This window comes from Aeromonas sp. R6-1 (genome assembly GCF_040908165.1).
Lineage (GTDB): Bacteria > Pseudomonadota > Gammaproteobacteria > Enterobacterales > Aeromonadaceae > Aeromonas > Aeromonas caviae.
In genome coordinates this window covers 158511-184900 of the sequence record NZ_JBFODF010000043.1, presented here as the reverse complement: position 1 = coordinate 184900, position 26390 = coordinate 158511, and the positions used below count along the sequence as shown (strand labels likewise).

24 protein-coding genes and 4 pseudogenes are annotated in these 26390 nt (G+C 64.6%); 20 read left to right on the top strand and 8 right to left on the bottom strand.

What is annotated here, in order from left to right:
* Positions 1–56: 56 nt before the first annotated feature.
* Positions 57–1251, top strand: a pseudogene (locus AB5Y68_RS14140) (PQQ-dependent sugar dehydrogenase); the annotation flags it as partial.
* Between the two features lie 81 nt (positions 1252–1332).
* Here the strand turns inward: AB5Y68_RS14140 and AB5Y68_RS14135 are convergent.
* Complete coding sequence (locus AB5Y68_RS14135; protein ID WP_039041069.1) at positions 1333–2127, bottom strand: DeoR/GlpR family DNA-binding transcription regulator; 795 nt, start codon at positions 2125–2127, stop codon at positions 1333–1335.
* A 256-nt stretch (positions 2128–2383) separates the two neighbouring features.
* Here AB5Y68_RS14135 and AB5Y68_RS14130 point away from each other — a divergent pair.
* Positions 2384–2587 (top strand): annotated as a pseudogene (locus AB5Y68_RS14130) (NAD(P)-binding domain-containing protein); the annotation flags it as partial.
* Positions 2588–2641: 54 nt separating this feature from the next.
* Here the strand turns inward: AB5Y68_RS14130 and AB5Y68_RS14125 are convergent.
* A pseudogene (locus AB5Y68_RS14125) lies at positions 2642–3286 on the bottom strand (DNA-binding domain-containing protein); the annotation flags it as partial.
* Between the two features lie 11 nt (positions 3287–3297).
* On the bottom strand, positions 3298–3516 hold the full coding sequence (locus tag AB5Y68_RS14120) for a helix-turn-helix transcriptional regulator (RefSeq protein ID WP_234704047.1): 219 nt from the start codon (positions 3514–3516) through the stop codon (positions 3298–3300).
* 198 nt (positions 3517–3714) lie between these two features.
* Here AB5Y68_RS14120 and AB5Y68_RS14115 point away from each other — a divergent pair, with 198 nt between their 5' ends.
* The 12 genes and pseudogenes from AB5Y68_RS14115 (at position 3715) to AB5Y68_RS14060 (ending at position 16759) form a co-directional block, all read left to right on the top strand.
* The gene (locus AB5Y68_RS14115) at positions 3715–4359 is read left to right on the top strand and encodes a S24 family peptidase (RefSeq protein WP_052258902.1); all 645 of its coding nucleotides are present in this window, start codon (positions 3715–3717) and stop codon (positions 4357–4359) included.
* Position 4360: 1 nt separating this feature from the next.
* A complete protein-coding gene (locus AB5Y68_RS14110; protein WP_052258900.1) occupies positions 4361–4687 on the top strand; it encodes a hypothetical protein in 327 nt (108 codons plus the stop codon).
* 231 nt (positions 4688–4918) lie between these two features.
* Positions 4919–5626 (top strand): annotated as a pseudogene (gene ltnD / locus AB5Y68_RS14105) (L-threonate dehydrogenase); the annotation flags it as partial.
* Entirely contained in the window at positions 5623–6873 is a 1251-nt protein-coding gene (otnK, locus tag AB5Y68_RS14100) for a 3-oxo-tetronate kinase (protein ID WP_039041067.1), read from the top strand. The pseudogene ltnD and the gene otnK, both read left to right, overlap by 4 nt.
* Positions 6866–7498 carry an aldolase gene (locus AB5Y68_RS14095; RefSeq protein WP_039041066.1) on the top strand — a complete coding sequence of 211 codons (633 nt, stop codon included), beginning with the start codon at positions 6866–6868 and terminating at the stop codon, positions 7496–7498. Before otnK ends, AB5Y68_RS14095 begins: the two co-directional genes overlap by 8 nt.
* The gene (gene otnI, locus AB5Y68_RS14090; protein WP_039041065.1) at positions 7495–8268 is read left to right on the top strand and encodes a 2-oxo-tetronate isomerase; all 774 of its coding nucleotides are present in this window, start codon (positions 7495–7497) and stop codon (positions 8266–8268) included. The genes AB5Y68_RS14095 and otnI overlap by 4 nt, the downstream gene beginning before the upstream one ends.
* Positions 8269–8279: 11 nt before the next feature.
* Positions 8280–9254, top strand: a complete 975-nt coding sequence (gene denD / locus AB5Y68_RS14085; RefSeq protein ID WP_368207281.1) for a D-erythronate dehydrogenase — start codon at positions 8280–8282, stop codon at positions 9252–9254.
* Positions 9251–10756, top strand: a complete 1506-nt coding sequence (locus AB5Y68_RS14080; protein ID WP_010673294.1) for a GntP family permease — start codon at positions 9251–9253, stop codon at positions 10754–10756. The genes denD and AB5Y68_RS14080 overlap by 4 nt, the downstream gene beginning before the upstream one ends.
* A 90-nt stretch (positions 10757–10846) precedes the next feature.
* Positions 10847–11737, top strand: coding sequence for a DMT family transporter (locus AB5Y68_RS14075; protein WP_039041063.1), 891 nt, complete (start codon positions 10847–10849; stop codon positions 11735–11737).
* A 59-nt stretch (positions 11738–11796) separates the two neighbouring features.
* Positions 11797–13734, top strand: coding sequence for a methyl-accepting chemotaxis protein (locus AB5Y68_RS14070; protein ID WP_042017726.1), 1938 nt, complete (start codon positions 11797–11799; stop codon positions 13732–13734).
* 679 nt (positions 13735–14413) lie between these two features.
* Positions 14414–15814: an OprD family outer membrane porin gene (locus AB5Y68_RS14065; protein ID WP_010673291.1), complete on the top strand. Its 1401-nt coding sequence runs from the start codon at positions 14414–14416 to the stop codon at positions 15812–15814.
* A 114-nt stretch (positions 15815–15928) separates the two neighbouring features.
* A complete protein-coding gene (locus tag AB5Y68_RS14060; RefSeq protein WP_368207279.1) occupies positions 15929–16759 on the top strand; it encodes an SDR family oxidoreductase in 831 nt (276 codons plus the stop codon).
* Positions 16760–16818: 59 nt separating this feature from the next.
* On the opposite strand, the gene AB5Y68_RS14055 is transcribed toward AB5Y68_RS14060, so the two are convergent.
* Entirely contained in the window at positions 16819–17151 is a 333-nt protein-coding gene (locus AB5Y68_RS14055; protein ID WP_041214640.1) for a DUF1904 family protein, read from the bottom strand.
* 70 nt (positions 17152–17221) lie between these two features.
* Between AB5Y68_RS14055 and AB5Y68_RS14050 the strand changes: the two genes are divergently transcribed.
* The 6 genes from AB5Y68_RS14050 (at position 17222) to AB5Y68_RS14025 (ending at position 22939) form a co-directional block, all read left to right on the top strand.
* Positions 17222–18109, top strand: coding sequence for a TraB/GumN family protein (locus tag AB5Y68_RS14050; protein WP_041214639.1), 888 nt, complete (start codon positions 17222–17224; stop codon positions 18107–18109).
* A 155-nt stretch (positions 18110–18264) separates the two neighbouring features.
* The gene (locus AB5Y68_RS14045) at positions 18265–18414 is read left to right on the top strand and encodes a DUF3149 domain-containing protein (RefSeq protein ID WP_368207277.1); all 150 of its coding nucleotides are present in this window, start codon (positions 18265–18267) and stop codon (positions 18412–18414) included.
* A 115-nt stretch (positions 18415–18529) separates the two neighbouring features.
* The gene (smrA, locus tag AB5Y68_RS14040; protein WP_010673286.1) at positions 18530–19111 is read left to right on the top strand and encodes a DNA endonuclease SmrA; all 582 of its coding nucleotides are present in this window, start codon (positions 18530–18532) and stop codon (positions 19109–19111) included.
* A gap of 106 nt (positions 19112–19217) precedes the next feature.
* The gene (locus AB5Y68_RS14035; protein WP_039041058.1) at positions 19218–20696 is read left to right on the top strand and encodes a carboxypeptidase M32; all 1479 of its coding nucleotides are present in this window, start codon (positions 19218–19220) and stop codon (positions 20694–20696) included.
* 261 nt (positions 20697–20957) lie between these two features.
* A complete protein-coding gene (locus AB5Y68_RS14030; RefSeq protein ID WP_128345125.1) occupies positions 20958–22466 on the top strand; it encodes an AlkA N-terminal domain-containing protein in 1509 nt (502 codons plus the stop codon).
* Positions 22463–22939, top strand: coding sequence for a methylated-DNA--[protein]-cysteine S-methyltransferase (locus AB5Y68_RS14025; RefSeq protein WP_128345123.1), 477 nt, complete (start codon positions 22463–22465; stop codon positions 22937–22939). The genes AB5Y68_RS14030 and AB5Y68_RS14025 overlap by 4 nt, the downstream gene beginning before the upstream one ends.
* A 22-nt stretch (positions 22940–22961) precedes the next feature.
* Here AB5Y68_RS14025 and AB5Y68_RS14020 read toward each other — a convergent pair whose 3' ends face one another.
* The 4 genes from AB5Y68_RS14020 to AB5Y68_RS14005 form a co-directional block, all read right to left on the bottom strand.
* Positions 22962–23627 carry a class I SAM-dependent methyltransferase gene (locus tag AB5Y68_RS14020; RefSeq protein ID WP_128345121.1) on the bottom strand — a complete coding sequence of 222 codons (666 nt, stop codon included), beginning with the start codon at positions 23625–23627 and terminating at the stop codon, positions 22962–22964.
* Positions 23628–23738: 111 nt separating this feature from the next.
* Positions 23739–23996, bottom strand: coding sequence for a DUF1272 domain-containing protein (locus AB5Y68_RS14015; protein ID WP_210600433.1), 258 nt, complete (start codon positions 23994–23996; stop codon positions 23739–23741).
* Positions 23997–24039: 43 nt separating this feature from the next.
* Complete coding sequence (locus AB5Y68_RS14010) at positions 24040–24369, bottom strand: DHCW motif cupin fold protein (RefSeq protein ID WP_039041054.1); 330 nt, start codon at positions 24367–24369, stop codon at positions 24040–24042.
* A 117-nt stretch (positions 24370–24486) separates the two neighbouring features.
* Positions 24487–26349, bottom strand: a complete 1863-nt coding sequence (locus tag AB5Y68_RS14005) for a U32 family peptidase (protein ID WP_368207274.1) — start codon at positions 26347–26349, stop codon at positions 24487–24489.
* Positions 26350–26390 lie beyond the last annotated feature (41 nt).

Below are 26390 nucleotides of genomic sequence, written 5' to 3'. Positions count from 1 at the left end.
GTTTGCCTCCCCTATACTTCAGCGACATTCAGGTCTGGCCGAGCGAGGAGGCCCCCATGTTGCGACTGTTTGCCCTGCTGCTTGTCTGCCTGGTGCTCCCGGTGCGGGCGCTGACCCTGACCCCGGTGGCGGGGGAGCTACGCCACCCCTGGGGACTGGCCTTGCTGCCGGATGGCGGCTACCTCGTCAGCGAGCGCCCTGGGCGCCTGCTGCGCATCGACGCGGGTGGCAACCGCCATGTGGTCTCCGGCCTGCCGCCCCTCGCCGCCACGGGCCAGGGGGGTCTGCTCGATCTCGCCCTGGACAGCGATGGCTGGCTCTATCTCAGCTACAGCGAGCCGGGGGACGGGGGCGCCGGCACCGCCGTGGCCCGGGCCCGGCTGCAAAAAGACGCCCTCGTCGACTGGCAACTGCTGTTTCGCCAAGAGCCCAAGGTGGCTGGCGGCGTCCATTTCGGCTCTCGCCTGGTGCTGACGGATGACCACCTCTTCATCACCCTGGGGGATCGCTACACCGAGCGGGAGCGGGCCCAGACGCTGGACAACCACCTCGGCAAGACAGTACGCCTGCACAAGGATGGCCGGGTCCCCGCCGACAACCCCTTCGTCAAGACGCCGGGGGCCCTGCCGGAGATCTGGAGCCTGGGCCATCGCAACATGCAGGGGGCGGCCCTGCGTCCGGGCAGCCAGCAGTTCTGGGCTCACGAGCACGGTCCCCAGGGCGGGGACGAGGTCAACCTCATCCTGCCAGGCCACAACTACGGCTGGCCCAGAGTGACCTTTGGCGAGGAGTACGGGGGCGGCAAGATTGGCGTGGGCCAGAGCGCGCCGGGCATGACGGCACCGCGCTGGATCTGGGTGCCCTCCATCGCCCCCTCGGGCATGGCCTTTTATCAGGGGAACCTGTTCAGGGAGTGGCAGGGGGATCTGCTGGTCGGCGCCCTGCGCGGTCAGGCCTTGTTGCGCCTGCACCTCGACGGAGACAAGATAGTGTCGGCAGAGCGGCTGCTGACCGATCTGGGGGAGCGGATCCGTACCGTCAAGGAGGGCCCCGACGGCGCCCTCTACCTGTTGACGGATTCAGACCAGGGGCGCCTGCTCAAACTGACCCCATAGCATGAAAGGAGCAAGGATGAAGACGAATCGCATGCTGCTGGTGCTGTGCACCAGCCTCTGGTTGCTGGGCTGCAACACCATCCACGGGATGGGACGGGACATCGAGAAGGCGGGGGAGGTGATCCAAGGCTCCGCCAAGCTGACGGATGCACCGGCCGCAGAGGGTCGCTGATCCCGGTCAGGCGGCGCTGTGATTCGCCCCCTGTCGCCCCTTTCCTTACCCCTGTTCGGCGCTGGCCACCAGACTGGCCAGCGGCGCCATGGTCACCCTGACCCCGTGCTGTGCCAATGCCTCGCGGGCGCTCTGGGGCAGTTGCTCGTCAGTGATCACCTGATCGATCGCATCCCAGCTCACCACGTTGAAGGTCCCCACCTTGCCATATTTGGACGAATCGCAGATGAGGATGCGCGTCGCCGCCGACTCCACCACGGCCCGCTTCACCGGCACCTTCTGTTCGCTCGGGGTGGAGATCCCCTGACTGTCCCAGGAGGAGGCTGACAGGAAGGCGATGTCCAGATGGAGGTTGCGCAGGAAGTGGGCGGTAGCCTCCCCGGCACAGGACTGGTTCTCGCGAATGACCTGCCCTCCGGTGTGATAGAGGCGGCAGCGGCCGTGCTCGATGAGGTAGGCGCAGACCATGAAGTCGTTCGTCACTATCATCAAGTCTTCCCGAAGCGCCAGCTCCCGGGCCAGCTCCAGGGAGGTGGTGCCGGCGTCCAGATAGACGGTGCTCCCCTCGCTCACCTGGGCGGCGGCAAGCCGGGCGATCGCCAGCTTGGCTCCCTGCATCAGGCTGCGCTTGGCGGTGTGGGAGGGCTCGCTCTTGATCCGCTGGGAGAGGCTGACCCCGCCGGAGACGGAGAGCACCCGCCCCTGCTCCTCCAGCTTCTGGATGTCGCGCCTGATGGTCATGTGGGAGACCTGCAGCCAGTCGGTCAGCTCCACTATGCTGACCACGCCGCGCTCTGCCAGCAGTTGCAGGATACGTTGCTGTCGCTCTACGGGAATCATCTTGCCTCGCGCCTCGGGAAAAGGAAGGTGCCATTCTACCCCAGCGACCTGGGAAAAAATGATAAATAACCTGAAACGGGCTCACAAATCACATTTATTCACACAAAAAACACCAAAATTTGACTCGAAAGAATCTCAACCCTCATAAATAACAAAAATTAACACGAAATAAGTTATTTTTTGTGATGCCTGCCTGATATTTCATCGCCGCAAGCCTCTACTATCTGCTCATCAGTCGTAATCGAGGAATCACGAGATGAGCACTCCCTATCATGTTGCGGTCATCGGCCTGGGCGCCATGGGCATGGGCGCCGCCCGTTCCTGCCTGCGGGCCGGGCTCACCACCTATGGCATCGACCTCAGCGAACAGGCCCGCGGCCAGTTGCAGCAGGCCGGTGCCGCCGCCGTCATGGCCGATGCCAGGCCCCTGGCGGAGACGCTCGATGCCGTGCTGTTGCTGGTTGGGCACTTCCAGATCCAGACGGCGCATCAGGCTGGTCAGGCTGGGCACGGCCCAGGCTTGATCGCGGGCGGCCAGCTTCAACCGCTCGTAACAGGCGGAAGCGGTCGGCTGCTCGCGGCGCAGGTAGTCGGCCTTGAAGTACTCCCAGGCTTGATCGCTGACGGGGGCCAGCCGGGCAGCGCGGCTTTCAGTGGCGGCTTGCTGCTGCTTGGGTACCAGCACGGCCAGCCAGTCGCAGTCATCGAATCCCTTCACGGCGGCGCAGTAGCGGCGCAGGGTCGGCAGCGCGATGGCGAACTCGGCAGAAATATGCTGGTAGGCCTCCATCAGGGTGCTGCCGTTCGCCACCAGGGTATGCACGGCTTGCACCGCTTTCAGGCGGTCCTTGGCCTTGGCGTGGGCCTTGTCGTTAGCCTTGCTCCAGTTGGCCCACAGCTGCTCTTTGCTGTAGCGCGGCGCCTGGGGCTTGGGCAGATCCAGCGTCATGCCACCGACCTTGACCTTGCCTGACTTGCGCAGCAGGGCGGCTTGGGTGACGGGGGGCAGACTGGCAACGGAGAACTCCAGCGCCTTGCCTCTCACGCCTTCTTTGCGGCGGCTGATCCAGCCTTCACGCTTGGCCATCTTGTGAACGCCCATCGCGGATGATGGAAGCCCAGCAAGGCCGAGCACTTCATTGATTGAGAACCACTCCATGACGACCTCCGTCAGACCGCTTCTTTCATTTCGGAATAACGGGACGGCCAGATCTCGGATGGAGAGACGCCGATTGCGTTGGCGATGATGCCTTCACCTTTCGGCCAAGGACGGGCCAGAGCGTTGTAAAGCGTGTCGGCCCCAAGGCCGTTTTCACGGGACAAACGAGCCATGTTTGTGCCTCGTTTTTTCAGTGCGGATATCACGTCCGCGCGGTGCCAATCGTTCATGTGCATTTCATTCACCTTCTTTCTGGCTTAGGATTCATACCAGTTCCGTTAACCGTTTCTGATTACCAGTTTATTGATAAACCGATAGCCCGCAAGTGGTTTATATCTAGGTTTATAAAAAAGCATCACATATCATTGATTAACAAAGAAATAAACTTCCATCTGTTTATATAAACGGAGTTTATGTGAGGAGAGTTTGTGATAAACCAATGGATGTCAGCAAAAGAGATCGCTGCACTCCCTGGCATGCCCAGCACGATCCAAGGCGTACACAAGAAAGCGAAGCGTGATGGGTGGCAATTCAGAAAACAGGAAGGCGTCAAGGGACCAGGCATTGAATACCTGATTGAGATAGAGCGGGTACCGGAAGAGGTTCACCCCAGCGTGCGAGAGCTTCCGGCGGTTTATCTAAACCAGTTTATGGAAGAGTTCGTGCTGTTGAGCAGTTACAAGGGCCTGGAGCGGGTTGGTGGCATCAGGATTGAAGGGGATGTCGGCATGGCGCAACGACGCGCCTTCCCTCGTATGTGGCTGAAACGACGCGGCTTTGACGAAAAGGATCTGGCTATCTTCTGGGGCACCGGAGACAGCATGGAGCCCACCATCAGCAACAATGACACCCTGGTGGTGCACCTGGGCAGAACGCGCCCAGTCGACGGTCACATCTACGTTGTACGCAACTTTGACCAGTTCCTGGTGAAGCGCCTGCAGGTACTACCTGGCGCGGTGCTGCTCTTGTGCGACAACCAGCGCTACCAGCCTATCGAGCTGGCGAATGGTGAGCTGCATACCTTTGAGCTGATTGGCCAGGTCGTTCATATCGCGCGTGACGTGGAGGAGTGAGATGAATATTCGTGTTGAGAGAGCGGCCGCCCAGTGGCAGCGCATCCAGCGTACTAAGCGGGCCATGCCCTATTTGATCTATCAGCTTGGACCTAGCCGTGAACCCTGCCATCCCCAGTGGGATGGCGTGCTGCTGCCCGTCGATGACCCATGGTGGAAAACGCACTTCCCGCCCAATAGCAGTGAGTGCAAGTGCTGGGTGCGGCAGATTTCAAAGTTTGAATATCAGAAGATACTGGCGTCCGGCAAGGTCATCGCCAAGCCAACTGATGATGGAATAGAACCCGGTTGGGACTTCAACCCATGCTTGGGTACCCCTGGCGTTTAAAGCCGGTTTAAAGCCCGCTTCACGAAATCGACTGTGATCAATTCACTAGCGATTTTTCGCCGATTTCGGATCCATTGATCATTTTGTGGATCCGCGCCAACGAAAACGGCCTGCAGAGTTTTGATCGCTCTACAGGCCGCTTTCCTTCTTGTTTTCCGATCCCATCTATTCCCTCAAGATCCCACTTATTCCCTAACCATTCCCAGTGATCAATTCAATAGGTCCTATACACTGGTGGTCAACGCCACCCAGGTGCGCCGCATCCTGCTCGGCGAAGCGGGGCTGGCTCGCCACCTCAAACCGGGCACCGCCATCATGGTCTCTTCCACCATCGCCGCCGAAGAGGCGAGCGCCCTGGCCGCCGAGCTGGCGCTGATGGGGTTGCCGATGCTGGATGCGCCGGTTTCCGGTGGTGCCATCAAGGCCGATGCCGGCGAGATGACGGTGATGGCCGCAGGCTCCGACGCCGCCTTCGACAAGCTGGCCCCGGTGCTGGATGCGGTGGCCGGCAAGGTCTACCGGGTCGGCAGCGAGCCGGGCCAGGGCAGCACGGTGAAGATCATCCACCAGCTGCTGGCCGGGGTGCACATCGCGGTGGCCGCCGAGGCCATGGCCCTGGCCAGTCGGGCCGGCGTGTCCCTGGATCTCATGTATGACGTGGTGACCCATGCCGCCGGCAACTCCTGGATGTTTGAAAACCGCATGCCCCGGGTGCTGGCCGGTGACTACCAGGCCCGCTCCGCAGTGGACATCTTCGTCAAGGATCTCACCCTGGTGGCGGACACCGCCAAGGCGCTGCGCTTCCCGCTGCCGCTCGCGAGCACGGCGCTGAACATGTTCCTCGGCGCCAGCAACGCAGGGCACGGCCAGGAAGATGACAGCGCCGTCATCAAGATCTTCTCAGGCATCACCCTGCCGGGTCAGGAGGAGCAAGCATGAAACTCGGAGTCATCGCAGACGACTTCACCGGCGCCACCGACATCGCCGGTTTCCTGGTGGAGAACGGCCTCTCCACCATCCAGTTTGCCGGCATCCCGGCAGAGGCGGATCTGACCGGGGTCGACGCCGTGGTGATCAGCCTCAAGAGCCGCTCCTGCCCGGCCGATGAGGCAGTGCGCGACTCCCTGGCGGCCCTCGACTGGCTCAAGGCCCGCGGCTGCCCGCGCATCTACCAGAAATACTGCTCCACCTTCGACAGCACGGCGGCGGGCAACATCGGCCCCGTCACCGACGCCCTGCTGGCGGCGCTGGAGAGCAAGTTCACCCTGATCTGTCCGGCCCTGCCGGTGAACGGTCGCACCGTCTATCAGGGCAACCTGTTTGTCGGCACCCAGCCGCTCGCCGAGTCCGGCATGCGCCATCACCCCATCACCCCCATGACCGACAGCAACCTGCTGCGGCTGATGGAGGGGCAAGCCCAGGGCCGCGCCGGTCTGGTGCCGTTCAATACCATCGCACAGGGTCCCGGCGCCATTGCCGACGCCTTTGAGCAGCTAACGCAAGCTGGTGTGCGCTACGCCGTGGTCGACACCCTGACCGAGCAGCACCTGCTGGACATCGCCACCGCCGCCCTCGACATGCCCCTGGTGACCGGCGGATCCGGCCTCGCCATTGGCCTGGCTCGTCAGCTTGGCAGCGGCGATCTGCAGGGTGCCCGCGAAGCGGGCTGGCCCAGAGGCAGCCGCGCCGCGGTGCTGTCGGGCTCCTGCTCCGAGATGACCAACCGTCAGGTGGCCCGCTATCGCCAGCACGCCCCTGCCCTGGCGCTGGATGTGGTGCGCTGCCTCGAGGATGCCGACTACCCGGCCGAGCTGGCGCGCTGGGTACTGGACCAGCCCCGGACCCCGGCGCCGCTGGTCTACGCCACCACCAGCCCGGTTGAGCTGGCCCGCATTCAGGAAACCCACGGCCAGCAGGCGGCCAGCGACGCGGTGGAACACTGCTTTGCCCGCCTTGCCCAACTGCTGCAAGGCGCCGGGGTGGACCGCTTCATCATCGCCGGTGGCGAGACCTCGAGCCGGGTCACCCAGGCCCTCGGCGTCAAGGCGTTCCACATAGGCCCGCAGATCGCCCCCGGTGTGCCCTGGGTGCGGGCCATCGACGCCCCCCTGTCGCTGGCCCTCAAGTCCGGCAATTTCGGGAGCGACGACTTCTTCGACAAGGCTCAGGAGTACTTCCATGACTGAACAGGCACTGCGCGACACCATGGTGATGCTGGGGGCTTCCCTCTTCCAGCGCGGTTATGCCACCGGGGGCGCCGGCAACCTCTCCGCCCTGCTGCCGGACGGTACCCTGATCGCCACCCCGACCGGCTCCTGCCTGGGACGGCTCAGCGCCGACAGGCTCTCTCACGTCAACCTGCAGGGGGAACACCTGGGAGGTGATCGCCCCTCCAAGGAGGTGGCCTTCCACCTTGCCATCTACCACAACAATCCGGACTGCCGGGCCGTGGTGCACCTGCACTGCACCCACCTGACCGCCCTCTCCTGTCTGGAGGGGCTGGATCCGGCCAACGTCATCCGCCCCTTCACCCCCTACTACGTGATGCGGGTCGGCCAGTTGCCGCTCATCCCCTACTACAAACCGGGGGATGCCCGCATCGCCGAGGAGCTGGGGCGCCGCGCCCCCGAAGGCAACGCCTTCCTGTTGGCCAACCACGGCCCCGTGGTGACGGGCAAGGATCTGGTGGATGCGGTCAACAACATGGAAGAGCTGGAGGAGACGGCGCGCCTGGCACTGATGCTTCATGGCCACGCCATCCGCTACCTGAGCGAACCCGAAATTGATGAATTGAGGAGGATGAAACCATGAGCAAGTTTGCCGCCAATCTCACCATGCTGTTTACCGAGGTGCCGTTCCTGGAGCGCTTCGCCGCCGCCCGCGACGCAGGCTTCGAGGCGGTGGAGTTCCTCTTCCCCTACGAGTGGCCGGCCGCAGAGCTGGGCCGCCGCTTGCGCGAGCAGGGGCTCTCCCAGGCCCTGTTCAACATGCCGCCGGGCAACTGGGCGGCAGGGGAGCGCGGCATGGCCGCCATCCCGGGGCGGGAAGCGGAGTTTCGCGGCCACCTGCCAAGCGTGCGTGACTATGCCCTGGCGCTCGGCTGCACCAAGGTACACGCCATGAGCGGCATCGTGGACCCTGCTCATAGCCTCTCGGCCCACCGCCAGACCCTGATCGACAACATCCGCTTCGCCGCCGACTTCCTGGCCGAAGACGGCATCAAGGTGCTGCTCGAGCCGCTCAACGATCGGGATGTACCCGGCTACTTCCTGGCCCACCAGCTCGACGCCCTGGCCCTGGTGCAGGAGATAGACAGACCCAACGTGGGGGTGCAGCTCGACCTCTATCACGCCCAGATCATGGACGGGGATCTCACCCGTCTCATCGGCAAGCTGGGCCCGGCCATCGGCCACGTCCAGATCGCCTCGGTACCGGATCGCCACGAGCCTGACGAGGGGGAGATCGCTTACCCCCACCTGTTCAAGGCGCTGGCGCAGGCGGGCTACCACGACTGGATAGGCTGCGAGTACAACCCCAGAGCCGGCACCCGGGAAGGGCTGGGCTGGCTGACACAACAATAACGACCCTGAACATGAACGAGTCTGAGGATAACAAGATGCAGATCATCATCACCGGCGGCGGTGGCTTCCTGGGCCAGAAACTGGCCCGGGCCCTGCTGCAAGGCCCCCACCCCTTCACCGAGCTGCTGCTGGTGGACATCCAGCAGCCGCAATCCCCCCTGCCGGACCCCAGGGTTCGCTGTCTCCGGGCCGACCTCACCGAACCCGGTGTCGCCGAGTCCCTCATCAGCGAGCGGACCGCCGTGGTCTACCACCTGGCCGCCATCGTCAGCAGCCACGCGGAGCAGGACTTCGATCTGGGCTGGCAGGTCAACCTGGACACCACCCGCACCCTGCTGGAGGCGTGCCGCCATGCCCGGCCGGGCATTCGCTTCGTCTTCACCAGCTCGCTCGCCGTCTATGGCGGCCCGCTGCCGGAGCTGGTGAATGACGGCACGGCGCTCACCCCCACCTCCTCCTACGGCACCCAGAAGGCCATGGGAGAGCTGCTGGTCAACGACTACAGCCGCAAGGGCTTCGTCGACGGTCTGGTATTGCGCCTGCCCACCATCTGCGTGCGGCCGGGCAAGCCGAACCGCGCCGCCTCCTCCTTTGTCAGCAGCATCATCCGCGAGCCGCTGCAAGGGGAGAGCGCCATCTGCCCGGTGAACCCGGATCTGCGCCTCTGGCTCTCCAGCCCCGCCACCGTGGTCGCGAACTTCCTGCTGGCGGCCAGACTTCCCGCCACCGGTGACGCCCGCAGCATCAATCTGCCCGGCATCAGCGTGACCGTCGGCGAAATGCTGGAGGCCCTCGCCCGGGCCGGTGGCCAGGCAGCCCGGGATCGGGTGCAGTTTGCCGCCGATCCGGCCATCGAGCGCATCGTGGCGAGCTGGCCGGGACGCATCGACAACCAGCGGGCCAGCGCCCTCGGCTTCGCGGCAGACAGGACGTTTGCCGACATCATCGACAGTTTCATCACCCATGACATGCAGGAGGCATCATGAGCGACATCCCAACCCCCATCATCGGTCTCATCATCGCGGTCTTCGTGCTGGTGTTCCTGGTCATCCGTACCCGGGTGCACGCCCTGATCGCCATGCTGGCGGCGGCCTGCATCGCCGGGATCACCGGCGGCATGAGCATCGACAAGACCCTCACCGTGATCACCCAGGGCTTTGGCTCCACCCTCGGCAGCATCGGCATCGTCATCGGCCTCGGGGTCATGATGGGTCGCCTGCTTGAGGTCTCCGGCGCCGCCGAACAGATCGCCTACAGCTTCATCAAGTGGCTCGGCAAGCGCCGCGAGGAGTGGGCTCTGGCCATCACGGGCTACATCGTCAGCATCCCCATCTTCGTGGATTCCGCCTTCGTCATCCTCTATCCGGTGGCCAAGGCGCTGGCAAAAAGTGGCAAGCGCTCCCTGCTCACCCTGGGGGTGGCGCTCGCGGGCGGCCTGGTGGTGACCCACCATACCGTGCCGCCGACCCCGGGCCCGCTGGGGGTTGCCGGCCTGTTTGGCGTGGACATCGGCGCCATGCTGCTGACCGGCATGGCCCTGGCCATCCCCTGCGTGCTCGGCATCGTCTTCTACGCCCAGTGGCTCGACAAGAAGTACCCCGAGTTCGGTGCCCAGGCCGCCCAGACCCCGGACGAGCTGCAAGCCACCTATGAGCAGTACCTCAAGGAGAAGGAGGGCAAGACCCTGCCGAGCCTGACCCTGTCGCTGCTGCCGATCCTGGTGCCCATCGTGCTCATCTTCGTCAAGGCCATCTTCACCACTCTGGCCACCCTGGAGGGCATGGACGGCCTGATGGCGAACCCCCTGGTGCAGGGCATCAACTTCATCGGCACCCCCATCATCGCGCTGGCCATCAGCGTGCTGCTGGCGGTCTATACGCTAGTCCCGCACATGGACAGGCACGCCACCGCGGCCCGCCTGGAAGAGGGGCTGCAATCCGCCGGCATCATCCTGCTGGTGACCGGTGCCGGCGGGGCGCTGGGGGCCGTGCTGCGCGACAGTGGCGCAGGCCAGCAACTGGCCGAGCAGATCGCCCAATTGCCCATCTCCCCCATCCTGATCCCCTTCATCGTGGCGACCCTGGTGCGCCTCATCCAGGGGTCCGGCACCGTGGCCATGGTGACGGCGGCCTCCATCTCCGCCCCTATCCTGGCGCAGATCCCCGGGGTCAACATGCTGCTGGCCGCCCAGGCCGCCACCATGGGGTCGCTCTTCTTCGGTTACTTCAACGACAGCCTGTTCTGGGTGGTCAACCGCATGATGGGGATCTCCGACGTCAAGCAGCAGATGATCGTCTGGTCCATCCCGACCACCATCGCCTGGGCCATCGGCGGCACCGGCGTCGCCCTGCTGAACCTGCTGTTCGGCTCCGGCGGCACCTGGTTCGACCCCGTGCTGCCGCTGCTGGTGCTGGCCCTCATCGTCTGGTACGTCAAGGGGCAGTCCCTGGCTCCGGCGGCAGGGGCCGTCCCGAGCCGGGAGTCATAACCCGCACCGTCACGGCAACGCTGTGTGACGAGGGCCAGTCTGCTAGACTGGCCCTCTTTTTCGTTCATTCATCTTGCAAAGGAGTGTTGGATGCCTGCGTCTTCCTGGTGGGACAAGTCCACCGGTTTTGCCCTGCTCACCATCTTGCTGTGGGCCTCCCTCGCCGCGCTCACCTCCCGGATCACCAGCGTCTCGCCGCTGGTGCTGGTGGGGCTGGTGCTGCTGTTCTGCGGGGCGGGCACCCTGCCATTCTGGCGCCAGTGGCGCGCCAGCCCCCTCACCTGGCTGGTGACCATCACCGCCCTGCTGCTCTATCACCTGCTGCTGTTCACAAGCTTTCGCCACGCCCCCGTGCTGGAGGCAAACCTCATCAACTACCTCTGGCCGCTGTGCATCATACTGTTCACCCCCTTGCTGCTGCCGGGTCATCCCCTGAGCCTGCACCATCTGCTGGCCGGGGCCCTGGGTCTCGCGGGATCGGTGCTGGTGATGGTCGATGGTCACCTGCAACTGCAACAGGCCCATCTGCCCGGCTACCTGCTGGCCCTCGGCGCTGCCATCGTCTGGGGCGCCTATTCCGTGCTCTCCCGACGCCTGCCTCCCGCTCCTGCCGTGGTCACGGCCGCCGCCTGCCTGCCCGCAGGGCTCCTGGCCCTGCTGCTGGCATGGATGCTGGAAGGCCCCTTGCCATTCGCCCGGATCCCCCAGGGGGACTGGCTGCTCATCGCCGGGCTCGCCCTCGGCCCCATGGGGGCGGCCTTCGTCACCTGGTATCTGGCGCTGCGGGACGGGGATCCGCGCCGCATCGGCGCGCTCGCCTACCTCACTCCCTTGCTGAGCACCCTGCTGCTGGTCTGGCTCAACGGCGAGGCGCTCACCCCGCGCCATCTGCTGGCGGGGGGGCTCATCATGGGCGGCGCCCTGCTCGGCCTGCTGGTGAAGAGCCCAAGTCAACGGGAGCTGGCACGGCCACTGTCATAAAAACGCCATCAGACCTGATTAAGCTCGCGCCCATTGCGTGATTCAAGCAGGAATCTGATGTGAAAATTGCCCATTTTGCCTCCCTCTCTTCCCTCGTCTTGCTGCTGGTGGCCGGTGTTCAGGCCACCGCGCTCTATCATGGCTGGCAACAATTCAACCACTCGGCCCAGGCCCAGCGTTTGCAGGAGCGCCTGCAACAGCAACTGAGCGGTCCGCTGCAGGGGGCGCTTCGCGACTATCTCGGCAGCGGGGATCCCCTGTTGCTGGCCCAGGCCCAGGGAGTGCGCCAGCAGGCGCTGGCCCTGCTGTCCCGCCTGGAGGATCCCCAGACCCAGCCGCTAAACGCCCGGCTTGAGCAGATGAAAACCCGCATTGACGGCGACTATCTGGCGGCGGGCAAGCTCTCCGGCAACAGCCAGTGGTTGCTGCAAAATGCCGAGAACGAGTTGACCACCCAGGCCAAAGCCTTGCTCCGTTACGGCCAGCAGGGGGCTGCCGCCGGGCGGGATCCGGCCCTTGCCGAGCAGTATCGCCAGGGGGCGGCCGACATCCTGACCGCCCTCCCCTCCCTCGCCCACCAGCGCCAGAACTACATGGAGCAGGCGAGCGCCAAGCGCCTCGAAGGGCTGCAATTCGAGCTGGCTGCCCTGCAAAAGCAGGCAGACTCCCTGGCCGCCCTGCCGAGCCTGGCACTTTTCGAGGAGGCACCGGCCGACGAATTCACCCTGGGAGAGCCGATACGCAAGGAGCTCGGGGATCAGCCCAAAGCCGAGCTGACCTCCCTGCTCAAGCGCTATCCCCAGGAGCTGGAAAACAGCCGCAAGGCGCTGCAACAGCAGCAGGCCGCTCGTCAGATGGTGCAGCAGGACATCACCCAGCTGCTGCAAGCGGGGGAGCAATTGGGCGAACAACTCGCCGCCGCCCGTCAGACCATGAACCGGGAGCTGGCCACCGTACTCGGCGTGCTGGCGCTCTGCCTGGTCGTGGTGGCCCTGCTGTTCGCCCTGGTGCAGCGTCGCTGGCTGGTCAGGCCCCTGCTGCAACTGCGGGCAGCCTTCCTGCAGCTCGACGCCACGGGTCAGGCCCAGCTGCTGACCCCGGGGCGCGAGCGCAACGAGCTGGCGGACATCGTCGCGAGCTACAACCGCCTGATACAGCGCCTGCAACAGGATCAGCAGCAGAAAGAGGGCCAGCTATCGGCGGTGTCGCAAAGTCTGCAAGGGATGGTCAACCAGGTGCAGGAGATCCATCACAGCACCCGCACCACGGAGCAGGCGGTGGACGAGAGTGACACCATGATGCAGGAGCTCAACCAGCTCGCCAGCGAGGTGCACCAGGTCGCCGCCGAAATCGCCCAGCACGCCCAGCACAATGAACACTCCATGAGCCAGAGCGAGCGGCTGGTCGGGGGCATGCTGACGGCTACCGCCCAGACCGGGCTCGCCATCGACGAGAGCAGCGGCGCCCTGGCCCAGCTGACCCGCTCGGTGGAGGACGTGACTGCCATCGTCGACGTCATCGGCCATATCTCCCAGCAGACCAACCTGCTGGCCCTCAACGCCGCCATCGAGGCGGCCAGGGCCGGGGAGCAGGGACGCGGCTTCGCGGTGGTAGCCGACGAGGTGCGCCACCTCTCCGCCGACACCCAGCGCTCCCTCGGCCAGATCACCGAGATCCTTGCCAGCCTCACCCAGGCGGGGGATCAGCTCGCCACCGTGCTGGCCCGCATCACCGCAGAGGCCGCCGAGCAGCGCCAGCAGGCGGAGCAGCTGCGCCAGACCACCCTGACGGTGCGGGAGATGGCGCGCAGCACCGCCGTCATCGCCCTGCAGGGCGCCGACAATGCCAAGAGCCAGGAACACAGGCTGGCGAGCTTCGCCGCCCTCATCGGTCGCATCAGCCAGCACGCCCGCCAGGGCAGTCGTCTCTCGGTACAGGTCTCGGAGCACATACACCACCAGGCCCAGCAGATCCCCCGGATCCTGAGCCAGGCCTGATAACCCCCGGGTCTGGCTCGCACCAGACCCGGGGCGCGCTCCCTGTCTACCTGCCCGCGGTACGGCCTTGCCGCAACCCTTCCCCTGATACTCCCGTCACGTCCTCACGGGCGATGACGGGTTGCCTCATCCATTCAGTCACAGGCCCTCTCACCCCTTTCACATCCCTGGTCCCCCTGTCTGTCGGGCGACGGCTCACGCTCACGACAGTGGGCATCCCGCCGGGCCCATCTTTTTTTGTGATACAAAATTATATGTTGCCACCGGGTTAACAAAGAAAGTTCTGCCTTGACGGCAAGATCTGCGCAGGAGAACGGTGAAATCACCATGAAAGCGCTGTCATTGCCGACATGAGTGGCCTGGGAGTGCCCACACCAAGAATCATGATTATTTGCACTCGGTCATATTTTTGAAACTTGCCGGGAACTTTACATTGATATTTCGCACCGCGAACGTACTCTTGGTGATGTCAGATCGCCAAGGATCGACAGCCAAAAAATAACGACTGTAACGATGCAGATAGCCCCGACCGATGCGCCAAGGCATCAGGCACAAGGGCACGACAGAGAACCATTTTTTTGCCCTTAGGGGTGTTGATTGCAATGCCAATACCGAGCGGCGGGTGCCTACCCGGCTGCCGGATAAAAAGCTAAGTCCATAAAATCAGGAGCAATAACAAATGGAAAAAGTGATCTTCAAGCGCGCCGCGTTGAGTGCTGCCGTGGTCGCGGCACTGGTCGCACCCGGCATGGCGTTCGCCGCTCAAGACATGATGAGCCCGGAATACGGCAAGTCCTACAGCGCCTTCATCGACGAAGGCAAGCTCACCGGTGGCCTGTTCTACTTCCAGCGTGAGCGTGATCGCGTCCAGGCCGGTCCGGGTCAGGATGGCAAATACCACTCCAACCTGAGCCATGCCACCACCCAGGCAGCCCTGAACTTCAACTCCGGCTATGCATGGGGTGTGGTCGGCGTCGACGTGGGCGGCTTCGGTGCCTACGACCTGGCCGTTGACGAGAGCAATGGCGTCAACGAAGAGAACGAGTTCTCCTTCTGGGGCGACAAGTGGGGTTCAGGTGGTGACGGCGTTCCCGAGAACGGCTTCAGCCTCTCCAACGCCGCCCTGAAATTCAAGTTCGGTGACGCCGTCACCGCCAAGGGTGGTTACACCCAGCTCTATGTACCCGGCATCCTCGGCGTCAACTGGTCCTATCAACCCGGTACCTACCGTGGTGGCCAGATCGAAGGCACCTTCGGCGGCCTCTACCTGACCTACGCCATCGCCGACGAGTACAAGGCTCCCTGGTTCAAGAACACCACCGGCTTCTCCAAGAGCAGCCCCTATGCCAGCGATCCCTTCACCGATGCGAACAAGATCGACTACATCCACGGTCTGGCCGCTCGCTACACCTTCGAGAACGGCACTGCCGTCACCGCCGGCTTCGGTCAGTCCGAAGGCTACATGGACAGCTACCACTTCAAGCTGGCCCACAAATTCGACGTACTGGGTGGCCTGAACACCAGCTACCAGTTCTACGGTTCCGACACCGAGAACAGCGACTATGACGGCCTGGCCTGGCAACAAGCCCTCACCGCCAGCTGGGCAGCCGGCCCCTATGGCTTCCGTCTGGAAGGCCTGTGGACCAAGGCTGAAGGGGATCTGGGCAACTACCTGCCCCGTCTGACCCGTGGCTACGGCAACTCCCAGGGCGCCAACGAAATCTGGTGGGATTCCCGCTCCGACTGGAACCACAACGACGAGAAAGCCCTGTTCTTCGGCGTGACTCGTTCCCTGGATGATCTGGTGGGTGCACCGGGCTGGGGCGTGGGTGTCTCCGGTGCCTACGGCTGGGATGCCAACAACGGTGACAAGTCCCTGGAAGGCGGCAAAGAGTGGGCAGCCAACTTCGACGTCATGTACACAGTGCAGGACGGCAAGCTGAAGGGCACCCTGTTCAAGCTGCACTACACCGACTACAACAACGAACAGGACGACAAGGGCAGCTGGTACTACCCGAACATGTTCAGCTCCGAGCATGACGTCAAGTTCCACATCATCATGCCGTTCACCATCATGTAATCAGGCATCTGACGTGACCGAAAACCGGGCCTCTGGCCCGGTTTTGTTTTTGGTGGCACCACGCTACCATGCCAGCTTCGGGCCACCTGCTGGCCGCCAACCAGGACCATGCTCATGCCCCATCCCTTCGTGCTCGTCACCGGCTGCTCCAGCGGCATCGGCCTCGCCGCCGCAAGAACGCTCGGCGCCCGGGGCTTCACCGTCATCGCTTCCGCCCGCAAGGCCGAGGATGTGGCCCTGCTGCAGCAGCAGGGTCTGTTGGCGGTGCAACTGGATCTGGCGGACAACACCAGCATAGAGCGAGGGGCGGCAGAGGCGCTGGCCCTGGCAGAAGGGCGCCTCTACGGGCTGTTCAACAACGGCGCCTACGGCCAGCCCGGTGCGCTGGAAGATCTCCCCACCGAGGCGCTGCGCGAGCAGTTCGAGACCAACCTCTTTGGCTGGCACCACCTCATTCGCCAGGTATTGCCCCCCATGCTGGCGGCAGGCGAGGGGCGCATCGTGCAGAACAGCTCGGTGCTTGGCCTGGTGGCCATGAAGTATCGTGGCGCCTACAACGCCAGCAAGTTCGCGCTGGAAGGCTATACCGACACCCTGCGCCTGGAACTCGCGGGCAGTGGCGTGCACATCAGCCTGATCGAACCCGGCCCCATCGACACCCGGTTTCGCGCCAATGCCCGGGAGGCCTTCCTGCGCCACATAGATCCCGCCACCAGCCGCCATCAGGACGCCTATGCCCAGACACTGGCCAGGCTGGAGCGTGAAGGGGGTGCCCGCGGCTTTACCCTGCCAAGCGAGGCCTGCATCCCGCCGTTACTGCATGCGCTCACGAGCAAGCGTCCCAGGCACCGCTACCCGGTCACCTTCCCGACCAAATTGTTTACCGTGCTGCGCCGCCTGCTGCCAAGCCGCTGGCTTGACAAGCTGCTGATCAAATCAGCCTGATAAAGGGGCCCTCGGCGGGCCTCCTCTTGACATGCACCTGTCTTAGCAACGATGCCCGCTCAATAGTGCTGGCCGTTGCTGTAGTAGTGACTCTTGACGATGGGCAGCACCTGCACCACCACATAGGTCTGCTCCCCCAGCACCCCTTTCAGGTGGCGGGTGATGAGGGCGGCGGCGGCATCCTGCATCTCCTGCGGTCGCTCGAACCAGACCAGCTCCACGAAGGGGAAACCGGCTTCGGGCTGGCCATCTCGTACCCACTGGCTCGGCACGCACTCCAGGGTGACGAACTCCGGCTTGCCACCGGTCAGGGCGCAGAGATCCGCCATCAGGGGGGCGCTTATCCGCTGCAGGGTGTCGACAGAAACTGCCCGAAAACGAAGGTGGGGCATGGGAAACCTCTTGGCTGTGACAAATGAGGACTTATCATAGAGCACTCATCCCGCTCACATAAGGTGCCTCATGAGATTCCATCCCACGCTGCTCTCCTTCCTGCTCTGTCTGCTGCTGCCGCTCCATGCCATGGCCGATCCGGCCTTTTACCGCATCAACAAGGGCAACGAACAGCACTGGCTGCTGGGGTCCATCCACGCGGGCAAACCCTCTCTCTATCCCCTGCCGGACCCGGTGGAGCGCGCCTGGCAGCAGAGCCGCGCCCTGGTGATGGAGGTGGACATGACCCACATAAGCCAGGAGCAGTGGCAGGAGATGGGCGCCATCACCCGGCTCGTCGACGGCAAGACCCTCAAGGATCACCTGCCCATCGACCTCTACCGTCGCACTCTCATCGCCGCGGGCCAGAACGGTCTGAACGAGAGCATGCTGGCCCCGCTGCGTCCCTGGTTTGCGGCCATTACCCTGACCCAGGCGGCCCTGGAGCGCACCGGCTATCGCGGTGAATACGGTGTCGACCAGCACTTCGCCAAGCGGGCGAACGACGGCGGCAAGCCCATCGTCGGGCTGGAGACCCTGCTGGAGCAACTCGGCTATCTCGCGAGCGTCGGCGACAACCAGACCCTGATGCTGGAGAGCACCCTGGACGAGCTGCCCGACATCCAGCAGGGGTTCGACGCCGTGATGACCGCCTGGCAGAACGGGGACGAGGCCACCCTCATCAATCTGCTCAGGGAGGAGATGGCGCCGCCCAAGCTGCAAGCCTGGCTGGAACAGACCCTGCTGGCGGAGCGCAACCGCAACTGGGTCAAGAAGTGGCCCAGCCTGCCGAACGAGAGCTTTATCGTGGTAGGGGCCCTGCATCTTTACGGCGAGCATGGGCTGCTCGCCCTGCTGGAGCAGCAGGGCTGGCGCATCACGCCCCTCACCGAACCGACCCTGGAGAAGGCAAAATAGCGTCCAGTCCGGCGACCTGACGCGCCGGATTCGCGTCGGCTCACAGAATTCGCTGCCGATTAAATAACCAGAGAGGGAGTTGATCGAGATCATCCCCTCCCTCCTGAAGAGGTATCTATCATGCCTGTCACCGCCCAGTGACAGGAGTGAACGAGATGGAATTCTGGATGAACCTGATGTTTGGCAACAGCGTGGAGCTGATGTCCATGCTGGTGATTTTCGGCACCTTCCTGCTCATCAGCGCCTATGCGGTCTATTTCATCTACAAGGTGATGCACGCAGAGCCGCCCAAAGAGGGGCAATAACCAGGCTCGCTCAGACCGCCCTCCCCGGCAGGGCCGGGGCCTGCGAGCGTTGCCATTCTAAGGCCCACCAAGGCCCGCTATACTGGCTCCCTCATTTTCATGCGGGGAGCCTGCCGTGTCTCATAACGACGAACTCTCACTGTTCCTGCAGGAAGTGGCCGACGTGCGGCCCCTTCGCAGCGACCATATCGCCCCCGTTGCGGGCAACAGCCAGCCCACCGAGGCGCAACTCGCGCGCCGGGAAGCCGCCACCGCCGAACAACTCACCCTGGATCACCTCGGCACAGAAGCAGTCGAGATGCTGGACCCCCACGCCATCGTCGGCTTCAAGCGTGACGGCGTGCAGGAGGGGGTCTACAAGAAGCTGCGCCTTGGCAAGTACGAGCTGCAAGGCTCCCTCGACCTGCACCACAAGACGCTCAACGAGGCCCGTATCGCCCTGGTGCAGTTCATTGCCGAATGCGAAGTGCGGGATATCCGCTGCCTGCTGATCCTGCACGGCAAGGGGGAGCGCAGCACCCCGCGTGCCCTGCTCAAGAGCCATGTCAGCGCCTGGCTGCCACAGTTGCCTTCGGTGATGGCCATGCACAGCGCCGAGCGCCGCCACGGCGGCAGCGGTGCGCTCTACGTATTGCTGCGCAAGAGCGAGCGCAAGAAGGCGGAAAACCGCGAACGGCACCAGAAGCGCCTCGGCTGACTGCCTGAGGGTGGCACCAGGGTGGATGGCAGTGCTAGCATCGGGCGGCCCCGATCATGCCAGGTACGGGGTGCATATCATCAGGGACGATAACAAGGACAATCCCATGTCATACCAGAAACTCGAACAACATCAGCAACAACTGCACCGCCTCTCCCACCTCTCCGCCATCTGCGGCTGGGATCAGGCCGCCATGATGCCGGAGGGGGGCAACGAGGCCCGCGCCGAGGCGATGGCGGAGCTCGGCGTGCTGATCCACGGCAAGCGCACCGCCCCCGAGCTTGGGGAGTGGATTGCCAAGGCAGAGAGTGAACCGCTGGACGAGCACCAGCGTGCGAACCTGCGGGAGATCAAGCGCCAGTGGCAGGATGCAAGCCTGCTGCCGGGGGCGCTGGTGGAGGCGCTTTCCCTGGCCGGCAGCAAATGCGAGCACGCCTGGCGTCGCCAGCGCAAGGAGAACGACTGGGCAGGTTTTGCCCCTAACCTCGAGGAGGTGGTGCGCCTGTCGCGGGAGGTGGCTCGCCTGCGCGCCGACGCGCTCGGGGTGCGTCCCTATGACGCCATGCTGGCGCTGTACGAGCCCGGCATGACGAGCGCGAGGCTGGATCAGATCTTCGGCGATCTGACGAGCTGGCTGCCCGGCCTCATCCAGACCGTGAGCGAACGGCAGAAGAGCGACGTGCTCCTTACGCCGCAAGGCCCCTTCCCGATCCCAACGCAGCAGGCGCTCGGTCAGGAGGTGATGGGGCTGCTCGGCTTTGATTTCGCCCACGGCCGGCTCGACGTGAGCAGCCACCCGTTCTGCGGCGGCGTGCCGACGGACGTGCGCATCACCACGCGCTACAACGAGCAGGAGTTCGTCTCCAGCCTGATGGGCATCGTCCACGAGACGGGTCACGCGCGTTACGAGCAGGGCCTGCCGCGCGCACTGCTCGGCCAGCCGGTGGCCGAGGCGCGTTCCATGGGCATTCACGAGAGTCAGAGCCTGTTCTGCGAGATGCAACTCGGCCATCACCCCGCGTTCCTTGCACAGATTGCACCGCGCATCCGCGCACACTTCGGCGAACAGGCCGCGCTCGCCCCCGCGAACCTCGAGAAGCTGTACAACAGGGTCGAGCCCGGCTTTATCCGCGTCGATGCGGACGAGGTCACCTACCCTGCCCACGTCATCCTGCGCTACGAGCTGGAGCGGGACCTGATGGAAGGGCGCATCGAGGTCGCGGACATCCCCGAGCTGTGGGACGCGAAGATGCAACAGTGGCTCGGCTTGTCCACGAAGGGCAATTACCAGAATGGCTGCATGCAGGACATCCACTGGACGGACGGCTCGTTTGGCTACTTCCCGAGCTACACGCTCGGCGCCATGTACGCGGCGCAACTGCGCTTTGCACTCGAGCGTGAGCTCGGCGACATGGGCACGCTCGTAGAGTCCGGCCGCCTGCCGGAGATCTTTGGCTGGCTCGGTCGCCATATCTGGTCCCAGGGCAGCCTGCACGGCACGGACGAGCTCATTCGCCGCGCGACCGGTGAGGCGCTCAATCCCCAGTGGCTGCGCAAACACCTCGAACAGCGCTATCTGAAATAAGCGAGGTTGAACCCCCTCCCAGCCTCCCCCTTCACAAGGGGGAGGAGCTAACCCCGCCCCCGTTCACAGAGGGGAGCTGTTTGTCCCCTCCCCTTACGAAGGGGAGGGTTAGGGTGGGGTCCTGCCCCCCTAACCTTACAAAGGGAGGACTGGGATTCCTCGGATCGCACTATTTTTGCTATCCCTGTCCGTTTTTGGCTAGTCACCCCTCTCGCCCCCGCTTAGTCTCTGGGACATGCCCACAGCAACCCGAGCCATGCCATGACCACAGAGCCCCCGCATTCATCCCAACGGGACGAGATCATCCCGGGTCTCACCCGGGAGCAGTGCCACGCCGCACGCCTCGCGCGAGACGCGCGTTTCGATGGTCGCTTCTTCACCGGGGTGCTCTCCACCGGTATCTATTGCCGCCCCGTGTGTCCGGCGCGGGCACCGCACGAGCACAATGTGCGCTATTTTCGCTTCGCGGCGGCGGCGGAGCAGCACGGGCTGCGCCCCTGTCTGCGCTGTCGCCCCGAGCTCGCACCGGCCCAGAGCGGCGATCTGCCACCGCTCGTCGCCCAGGTGCTGGCGCGCATCGAGCGCGGCGAGCTGGCGGAGCACAGCCTAGGCTCCCTTGCAACGCAGGCCGGGATCACGGAGCGCACCCTGAGGCGCCAGTTCGAGCAACACCTCGGCGCCTCGCCGAAACAGGTGGAGCAGACGCGCCGCCTGCTGCTCGCGAAACGGCTTTTGACGGAGACGCGCCTGCCCATCACGGACGTGGCGTTTGCCGCAGGCTTTGCGAGCATTCGTCGCTTCAACGACGCCTGGCTGCAGGCGTATGGGATGACACCGGGCGCCCTGCGCAAGCAGGAAGGGGGGACTGGCGAGGCGGCGCCGCAATCGAGCCTGCAACTGCACCTGCAATATCGCCCGCCATTCGATGCGCAGGCCATGCTCGCGTTCTACCGGTTGCGCGCCATTCCGGGGCTGGAGCGGGTGGATGAGCACGGTTACGAACGCCGTCACCGGGTCGGCGAGCAGGAGGGGCTCATCCGCATCGAGCCCGTCGAGGGGGAGAGGCTCAGGCTGACGGTGCAGGATCTGCCGCCGGGCGCGCTGCCAGACATCCTGTACCGCGTGCGCCGCATGTGGGATCTCGACGCCGACATGAGCCGCATCGGCGAACACCTGGGGCAGGATCCGCTGCTTGCCGGCATCCAGGGACGATGGCCCGGGGTGCGGCTGCCGGGGGGGTGGGATGAATACGAGGTGATGCTGCGCGCCATCGTCGGCCAGCAGGTGTCGGTCAAGGGTGCCATCACCATCATGGGGCGCCTGGTGGCGCGCACCCTGGCGCAGTTCGGCACCGCGCAGCTGCCCACCCCGACCCAGCTGTGCGAACTGGATCTCGACGGCATCGGCATGCCGGGCAGCCGCATCCGCACCCTGCAAGGGCTGGCCTCGGCGCTCGCAAGCGGCGCACTCACCCTGGGCAGCGCAAGCGACGAGCAACTGCTCGCGCTGCCGGGCATAGGTCCCTGGACGGTCGCTTACTGGCGGCTGCGCTGCGGGCTCGACACGGATGCCTTCCCCGCCTCGGATCTCGTGCTGCAAAAGGCGCTGGGGGGCGGTGACAAGCTGCCGGTGAAAGAGGTGACAGCGCGCAGCGCCCCCTGGCAGCCGTGGCGCGCCTATGCCGCGAGCTGGCTGTGGCACGCCATGAGTGAACAACCGGCGCTGCTCACCCGGCCAACACAGACACAAGACGAGGAGAAGAGCCCATGATCCGCTATGACATGATGCCCACCGACCAGGGCGAACTGCTGGTCGCCATCGACGAGCGCGGTCTGGTCCATGTGGACTTCCTGGCCGGACTGCGGCCGCTGCCCGACATGCAGGACTGGCAGCAGGACGGCGAGGCGCTCGCCCCCTTCCTCGCCGAGTTTCGGGACTACTTCGCGGGCCGGTTGCAGCGCTTCACCCTGCCGCTCGCCCCCAGGGGCACGGCGTTTCAGCAAGCGGTGTGGCAGGCGCTGTGCGACATCCCCTACGGGGAGACCCGCAGCTACGGCGACATCGCCCGCACCATCGGCAAGCCAAACGCGGTGCGGGCGGTGGGTGCCGCGAACGGCCGCAATCCGCTCTCCATCATCATCCCCTGCCACCGGGTGATCGGCCAGAATGGCAGCCTCACCGGCTATGCGGGAGGCCTGCCCATCAAGCAGGCGCTGCTGACGCTGGAGAGGACCTCTCGTTGATCCGGCGCCACCCGGCCAGGGCTCACTGCCGCTGCGCCAGCCAGCCGTGAAACCCCAGCGCCTGAAAGAAGCGGTGCGCCGCCGCGAAACCGGCCCCTTGCAAGAGGCGCCGGGTCTGTCCCTCGTCCAGGGAGGTGAAATCCTCCCCGAGGCGGCGCACCATCTGCTCGCAGGCAGGAAGCGGCAAACCGGCGAGGGCGGCTTGCAACCCCATCGCCTTTCGCTCAAGCGGGTCCGTGGGCGCCATCAGATCCGCCAGCAGCAGGGGAGCGCCAGGATTGAGCTGGCGATAAATATCACCCAATAGCGCGGCTTTGGCATCTTGCGCCAGAAAATGCAGCACCAGCAGACAGAGTGCACCATCGCAAGGCTTATCCACCACAGGCAATTCGCCTAGGTGCCAGCACACCCTCTCTCCCATGCCCGCCTGCTCGGCCCGCATCCTGGCCTGGGCCAGCATGTCCGCCGAGATATCCTGGGCCACAAAGGTCCAGCGGGGGCAGAGACGGCCAAGCAGCAGCAACTCGCTGCCCGTGCCCACCCCCACCAGCAGCACCCGGGCCTGCTGACCCAGCGCGGCCATCAGCCGGGAGGCACAAAGCTGGTGCAGCAGCTCGTAGCCTGGCACCAGCAAGGGGATGCGGCTGTCATAGGCCTTCGCCCCTTCTCCTTCAAATCGCTCCGTCATCTTTTGCTCCTTTGGTGTGAGCCCCCTTGATAGGGGCTGCCGCCGGGAGAAGGTCAAGAGCCACAGGGGCGAGCCAGTTGCCAGCCCAGCCCTTCCGATGAAGGGAGGGCCCTAGCCCCCCTTGCCCAGCACCGCTTTCAGAGCCGGATTGAAGACGCGCTGGAGGGAGGCGGGATTGTTCACCAGCTTGGCCGCCGGGCGGCGCGGGCGCCTGACCAGCTCGCCGCCACAGTTGGGACAGATCAGGTGCAGATACTGATCGTTGCACTCGGCGCAGAAGGTGCACTCGAAGGAGCAGATGTAGGCCGTCGCCGTGTCGGCGGGCAGATCCCGGTCACAGCACTCGCAGTTGGGTCTGAGTTCAAGCATGGCAAGATCCTGATGCACAAGGGGAAGCGGGAAAGAGGGAGGCTCAGTCGACGATAAAGAGGCGAGCGCCCAGTTCGGTATAGGAGCGATGGGGTTCGGCGTTGTCCGCCACCTGGTAGCTCATGCCCGGCGTCAGGGTGAAGACGCGGCCATCCTGCAACTCGGTGTGCAGCTCCCCTTCGAGGCAGAGCAGCACATGGCCCTTGCTGCACCAGTGATCCGCCAGATACCCGGGGGAGTACTCCACCATTCGCACCCGCAGATCCCCGAACTGCCGGGTGTGCCAGCGGGCGACGCCGCGCTCTCCCTTGTGTTCGGTCGGCGGGACCTCGGCCCAGTTCGTGGTGCAAAACGGCAGTGCATGGATGTTCATGACGGATCCTTTGTCAGAAGAAGACTGGGGGAAGGCGCCTCACCACGGGATATCCGTGACAAGGCCGCGCCCCATACTGCCATCAAATCCGCTCCAGCCCCATGCCCACACGGGCAATCATCCCCTCTTCAGGCTGCCCATCACCTGCATCTCGCAGCGATGGCAGTCAAAGCGCAGGCGGAAACTCTCCTTGCCCATCTTGAGCTCCAGGGGCTCGGCCTTGAGACCGGGCACCTCCTTGGGGCAGAGCTGCTGGCTGTAGCGGATGCAGTGCTTCGTTGTCATCAGCACCACTTCCCGCTCCTCCTTGTTCGCCTCATACGCGGGGGCGATGCTCCCCACCCCGTGTTCGCGAAAGAACTGCTCCGCCGCGCTGTTCAGCACGTTGCCGAGGTAGGAGAGCCGATGCAGGGGATAAACGGCGCCTCGCAGGGGAATGCGCCGCTCGGGTCGCCGGTAGGCAGCCAGACGGGCCGCTTCCAGGGCGGCGATCCCCTCCCGGCGCAAGCCGTTAAGCTGTGAAGCCGCAATAAATAGCGGGCGAGTGAATGCCAACTCAATCTGGCGCGCCACAAACAGGGTGTTGCCGAGTTTGCCGAGCTGATCCCTGGCCTGTTGCAGCGCCCGTTCCGGGTTGTCCGCCGGCTGCTGGTCGCAGGGGAGCGTGACGGCGGCACCAATGCCCTGCTCGTCCACAAGTTCGAGCCGCAGTCCCTCGTCGCACTCCGATAGCCGCATATCGACCCGGATGCGGCGATCCGCGCTCCCTTTTTCAAGCTGCTTGCTGAAGGCCTGATCGTGGTTGCGAAAAATCTCGGTGCCCACCTTGAGACCGGGCATGGGTTCCGACAGGAGTAACCGCTTGCTCTGTGCCTTCTCTTCCACCTTATTGAGGCGCATCCCCACCAGCTCGCCCCCCGGCTTGAAGAAGCCGAGGCCATCGCCGTTGTTGAGGGCTACGGCCTGGCCGTCGATCTCGATGCCATCGCGGGTCACGCTGGTGACGCGCCCGAGCGGCTCCCCGACGTATTTCGGGCTGCGCGGCGAGTCGATGCCTGGCTGTCGGCCATGGAGGAAGTAGTCGGTGCTGCCCCGGTTGAAACTCTTCTTGGGATCCGGCGTAAAGGTGTAGCTGCAACGACCGGCGGAAGCGGCCACCAGATCGGGGCGGCGCTCCAGAATGGTGTCCAGCTTCTGGCGATACCAGGCAGTGACGTTCTTGACGTAGTCGAGCCCCTTGAGGCGCCCTTCAATCTTGAAGGAGCGGATCCCTGCGGCGATCAGCGCCTCCAGATTGTCGGTCTGATCCATGTCTTTCAAGGAGAGCAGGTGGCTGTTTTCCACCAGCACCTCCCCCCCTGGCGTTTGCAGGGAACAGGGCAGCCGACAGAGCTGGGCGCACTCGCCGCGATTCGCGCTGCGCCCGGTGCGGGCGTGGCTGATGTTGCACTGGCCGCTGTAGGAGACGCACAGGGCGCCGTGGATGAAGAACTCCAGCTGCACGCTCGTGGCGGCGCTTATCTCGCGGATCTGCGCAAGGGAGAGCTCGCGGGCCAGCACCACCTGGGAGAAGCCCACGTCCTGCAGAAACTTCACCTTTTCCGGGGTGCGGTTGTCGGTCTGGGTGCTGGCGTGCAGCGCGATGGGGGGCAAATCGAGCGCCAGCAGCCCCATGTCCTGCACGATCAGCGCATCGGCGCCCGCCTGGTAGATCTGGTGGGTCAGGCGCCGGGCCTGCTCCAGCTCGTGGTCGTGCAGCAGGGTATTGAAGGCGACGAAGACCTGGGCGCCGAAGCGGTGAGCATGGCGGGCAAGAGCCTCGATATCCTCAAGGCTGTTGCCCGCTGCGCTGCGGGCACCGAAGGCGGGGCCCCCCATGTAGACGGCATCGGCGCCGTGGTTGATGGCCTCGATGCCATAGGCGAGGTTCTTGGCCGGGGCCAGCAACTCCAGGCGGTTGTGATGGTTCTGATCGCGCATAACGTCCGGTTCGAAGGGCTGCAAATGGCCGCCACTCTAGC